Genomic DNA, 5,120 nt, shown 5'->3' on the forward strand with positions numbered 1-5,120 from the left:
CCTTTTCCCCCCACACTACCAATTCCTTCTTTTTGGTGGGTGTGGTGGGTTGTTTTTTTTTTTACCGCGCGGGGGGGGGGGGGGCCCCGCCCCCCCCACCAGCCCGGCGACCTTCGAGCCGCTGCCGCCGGCAGGCGGCACCGTCAGCGGAGGACGCCCTCCTTCTCCGCCGCCTCGGCGACGGCCGTCGCGACGGCGGGGGCCACGCGGGGGTCGAAGGGGGAGGGGATGACGCGGTCGGGGGCGAGCTCGTCGGCGACGACCGCGGCCAGTGCCTCGGCCGCGGCCAGCTTCATGGACTCGGTGATCCGCTTCGCGCCCACCCGCAGCGCGCCCGCGAAGATGCCGGGGAAGGCCAGCACGTTGTTGATCTGGTTCGGGTAGTCGCTGCGCCCCGTCGCCACCACCGAGGCGTAGCGGGCGGCGACGTCCGGGTGGATCTCCGGGTCGGGGTTGGCCATGGCGAAGACGAAGGCGCCGGGCGCCATCTTCGCGACCGCCGGCTCGGGGACCGTGCCGCCGCTCACGCCGACGAAGACGTCCGCGCCGGCCAGCGCCGACTCGAGCGAGCCGGTCAGGCCGCCCGCGTTGGTCAGTTCGGCCAGCTCCCGCTTGACGGCCGTCAGGTCGTCCCGGTCGGTCGACACGACGCCGCGCCGGTCGCAGACCACCACGTCGCCGACGCCCGCGCCGAGCAGGATCTTGGCGATGGCCACTCCGGCCGCGCCCGCGCCGGAGATCACCACCCGCAGGTCGGCCAGTGCCCGGCCGGTCAGCCGCGCCGCGTTCCGCAGGGCGGCCAGCGTCACCACGGCCGTGCCGTGCTGGTCGTCGTGGAAGACCGGGATGTCGAGCCGCTCCTGGAGCTTCCGCTCGATCTCGAAGCAGCGCGGCGCCGCGATGTCCTCCAGGTTGATGCCGCCGAACGACGGCGCGAGGCGGGCGACCGTCTCCACGATCTCGTCCGGGTCGCGGCAGTCGAGCGCCACCGGCACCGCGTCCACGCCGCCGAACTGCTTGAAGAGGATGGCCTTGCCCTCCATCACGGGCAGCGAGGCCTCGGGCCCGATGTCGCCGAGGCCGAGCACCGCGCTGCCGTCCGTGACGACGGCGACGACCTTCGACTTCCAGGTGTACTCGTGGACCAGCTCGGGACGCTCCGCGATCGCCGCGCACACCCGGGCCACGCCCGGTGTGTAGGCGAGCGACAGGTCGTCGCGGTCGCGCACCGGCACCGTCGCCGTGACGGCCATCTTGCCGCCGCGATGGAGCGCGAACGCCGGATCGAGCTCGGTATCGAGCCCGCTGTCGAGTCGAGTGTCGGTGAGCTTGCCGTCGCTGGGATTGACGGTCTCCGAAGCCACTGGGTAACCCCTTTACTGCGTCGCTGAATCGAGGGTGGCCGCTCCCCGGTCGGGGAACGGGCGGGCACCACGTCCGCGAGGGTGGGCAGCGGACGCCGGACGCGCCGCACACGCGTCCAGGTCCCCGGGTGAGGGGTGTATCGATCGGTTCTACCTGATCAAGCACGCGTGGCACGAGCGTGATCCGCGACCAGGCTGGGCGCGGCCGTTTGACGAGTGCTCCTCTTGACACCGGGCCGTGGCGGCGCGTCGGGCGAAACGCACGGCCACCGGCCCACTCAGGGGTTACCCGCCCGCGACCGTCGCCACGGGGGCGTGACGCATCTCTCACCGGCGCGCGGGGCGGCGCAAGATGGGCGAGGCGCCCGGCAGTTCATCACTCCCGGTAACCGGTACGACGTGTCCGTTATCCGATCTTGACGTTCACGGCGGCCGATTACGCCGAACGGAGTGGCAGGATGCCCTCCATCGCACCTGCCCTGTCGTGACACCCGAAGACGCGTGCCCGGCCCCCTCGGATACTCCGCGACCCCTGGAGGACCAACGCCATGAGCGCCAACTTCGTCCGCCGCCCCCGACGCCGCGCCGCGCTCGGGGCCCTCGTCGCCACCGGCGCGCTGCTGCTGACGGCCTGCGGCGACCAGACCGACGACGCCGGCAGCGGTGGCGGCGACGGCGGCGGTGACGGCGGGGCGAGCCAGGAGGCCGGTGCCGACGCGCCGCTCTTCGACCTGCTGCCGGAGGACATCCAGCAGGCCGGCGTGATCAAGGTCGGTTCCGACATCGCCTACGCGCCCATCGAGTTCTACGACGAGAACGACGAGATAGCCGGCATCGACCCGGACATCGCGGCCGCGCTCGGTGAGGTGCTCGGCGTGGAGTTCCAGTTCGAGAACGGCACCTTCGACGGCCTGATCCTCGGCATGAACAACGGCCGGCACGACGTGATCATGTCGGCGATGACCGACACCGCCGAGCGGCAGCAGGGCGTGAGCGAGGACGCCGAGGGCGGCGCCGACTTCGTCAACTACTTCCAGGCCGGCTCCGCCATCCTGGTCGCGAGCGGCAACCCCGAGGGCATCCAGTCCCTGGACGACCTGTGCGGGCTGGCCGTCGCCGCCCAGCAGGGCACCGCCAACGAGGCCGTGATCGAGGCGCAGCAGGAGAGCTGCGACGAGCCGATCGAGCCGATCATCAACGAGGTCGACACCGAGACCATCACGGCGCTGCAGAGCGGCCGCGCGGCCGCCGCGATCACCGACTTCCCGGTGGCCCTCTACAACGAGCGCGAGGCGGGCGGCGGCGAGCTGTTCGAGGTGGTCGGCGAGCAGATCGACGCCGCGCCCTACGGCATAGCCGTCAACAAGGAGGACACCCAGCTGCGCGACGCGCTGCAGGCGGCCGTCCAGCAGATCATCGACGACGGCACCTACGCCGAGATCCTGGCCGAGTGGGACGCGGAGGCCGGCGCCATCGAAGAGGCGACCGTCAACGCCGGCCAGTAGGCGGCGGCCGTGACCAAGACCGTGGAGTCACCCGAGCCGGAGAAGTCGGCGGAGCACCTGCCGGTGCCCATCAAGGCCGTCCCGGTGCGCCACTACGGCCGCTGGGTGGGGGCCGCCGTCGTGCTGGCGATGCTCGGCCTGCTGGTGTGGGCGTTCGCGGGCGCCGACGTCGACTGGGGCGTCGTCGGCGACTACCTGGATCACGACACGATCATCGAGGGCGCCGGCAAGACGCTCTGGATCACCCTGCTCTCCATGCTGCTCGGCGTGGCGCTCGGGGTCCTGCTCGCGGTGATGCGGCTGTCGAGGAACCCGGTGCTCTCCAGCGTCGCCTGGGGCTACATCTGGTTCTTCCGGGGCACGCCCGTGCTGGTGCAGCTGTTCCTCTGGTACAACCTGTCGTTCGTCTTCGACACCGTGAACCTCGGGCCGCTGTACAAGAACGAGATGAACGACGTGATGACGCCGTTCCTCGCCGCGCTCCTCGGGCTCGCCCTCAACGAGGCCGCCTACATGGCCGAGATCGCCAGGGCCGGCATCCTGTCCGTCGACCCGGGGCAGACGGAGGCGGCGCACGCGCTCGGCATGAGCGGCGCCAAGACCACCCGCAGGATCGTGCTGCCGCAGGCGATGCGGGTGATCATCCCGCCGACCGGCAACGAGTTCATCAACATGCTGAAGACCTCGTCGCTGGTCTCCGCGATCCAGTACACCGAGCTGTTCCGCGCGTCCACCACCATCAGCTCCCGCAACCTGGCGGTGATGGAACTGCTGCTCGTGGCCACCGTCTGGTACCTGGTGCTGACCACGGTGTTCAGCATCGGCCAGTACTACCTGGAGCGTCACTACGCGAAGGGGACCAACAGGGCGTTGCCCGCGACCCCGTTGCAGCGGATGCGGGCGCAGCTCACGTCGCTCCGCAGCCCGAGCCAGGTGGGAGGGACGAGCATATGAGCGAGTCGGCTCATCCGATGGTGCGGGCCGAGCGGGTCCACAAGTCGTTCGGTTCCGTGCGGGTGTTGCGCGGCATCGACCTGGAGGTGCGCGCCGGCGAGGTCTTCTGCCTGGTGGGTCCGTCCGGCTCCGGCAAGTCGACGTTCCTGCGCTGCATCAACCACCTGGAGAAGATCGACGCCGGCCGGCTCTACGTGGACGGCCACCTGGTGGGCTACCGGCAGAAGGGCGACAAGCTCTACGAGATGCGGGAGCGCGAGGTCGCCGAGCAACGGCGGGACATCGGCATGGTGTTCCAGCGCTTCAACCTCTTCCCGCACATGACCGCCGCCGAGAACGTGATGGAGGCGCCGGTCCAGGTCAAGGGCATGAAGCGGGCGGCGGCCAGGGAGCGTGCCGAGGCCCTGCTGGCCAGGGTCGGGCTCGCGGACCGGGTGGACAACTACCCGGCTCAGCTCTCCGGCGGGCAGCAGCAGCGGGTGGCGATCGCCAGGGCGCTGGCGATGGACCCCAAGCTGATGCTGTTCGACGAGCCGACCTCCGCGCTCGACCCGGAGCTGGTCGGCGAGGTGCTCGACGTGATGCGGGGGCTCGCCGAGGACGGCATGACGATGATCGTGGTCACCCACGAGATGGGCTTCGCCCGCGAGGTCGGCGACTCGCTCGTGTTCATGGACGACGGCGTGGTCGTGGAGTCCGGGCACCCCAGGGACGTGCTGAACAGCCCCCGCCACCCGAGGACGCAGGCCTTCCTCTCCAAGGTCCTCTAGCCGCGGTCCGGCGCATAGCGCCGGCGACAGCCGCCCCCCCCCGGCGCTCCGCGCCGTGCGGGCGACCGGCTCCGCCCTGCCTTGGCGCTTCGCGCCGGGTGGCAGGGTGGCGTCCGTTCACGCGGCACATCGCGCGCGGCGCGGTGCGGGGCATGGCCCCGGTGGTGTTCCGGCCCGGTTGGGCCGGGTGCGCTGGCGCTTCGCGCCGAGTGGGCGCGGTCGCGCGCGGCGCGGGGCGGGGTGCCGGCTCCCGTGCGTTCCGGCCCGGCGGAGCCGGTGCTTCGTGCCGGAGGGCATGCCGTGGCAGGGGGACGGCCTGGCCGTGCGGGTGCCCGGCGGGGCCGGGTGCGCTGGCGCTTCGCGTCGAGTGGCACGGCCGCGCGTAGCGCGGCGCGGTGCGGGGCATGGCCCCGGTGGCGATCCGGCCCGGTGGGGCCGGGTGCGCTGGCGCTTCGCGCCGAGTGGGCGCGGTCGCGCGCGGCGCGGGGCGGGGTGCCGGCTCCCGTGCGTTCCGGCCCGGCGGAGCC

The 5,120-nt window shown here is 71.9% G+C and carries 4 protein-coding genes; 3 read left to right on the forward strand and 1 reads right to left on the reverse strand.

The window, feature by feature from the left end; translation table 11 throughout:
- Window positions 1-143: 143 nt before the first annotated feature.
- Entirely contained in the window at window positions 144-1,364 is a 1,221-nt protein-coding gene (locus tag ACFWI8_RS19250) for an NADP-dependent malic enzyme (protein WP_311598814.1), read from the reverse strand.
- Window positions 1,365-1,912: 548 nt separating this feature from the next.
- On the opposite strand from ACFWI8_RS19250, the gene ACFWI8_RS19255 reads away from it, so the two are divergent.
- From ACFWI8_RS19255 to ACFWI8_RS19265, 3 genes are read left to right on the forward strand one after another with little or no spacing between them, the layout of a single operon-like run.
- Complete coding sequence (locus ACFWI8_RS19255) at window positions 1,913-2,869, forward strand: ABC transporter substrate-binding protein (RefSeq protein WP_387092759.1); 957 nt, start codon at window positions 1,913-1,915, stop codon at window positions 2,867-2,869.
- A gap of 9 nt (window positions 2,870-2,878) precedes the next feature.
- On the forward strand, window positions 2,879-3,823 hold the full coding sequence (locus ACFWI8_RS19260) for an amino acid ABC transporter permease (protein WP_387092762.1): 945 nt from the start codon (window positions 2,879-2,881) through the stop codon (window positions 3,821-3,823).
- Between the two features lie 17 nt (window positions 3,824-3,840).
- Entirely contained in the window at window positions 3,841-4,593 is a 753-nt protein-coding gene (locus tag ACFWI8_RS19265; RefSeq protein WP_387092805.1) for an amino acid ABC transporter ATP-binding protein, read from the forward strand.
- Window positions 4,594-5,120: the final 527 nt, after the last annotated feature.

This window comes from Streptomyces sp. NPDC127098 (genome assembly GCF_042722465.1).
Taxonomy (GTDB): domain Bacteria; phylum Actinomycetota; class Actinomycetes; order Streptomycetales; family Streptomycetaceae; genus Streptomyces; species Streptomyces millisiae.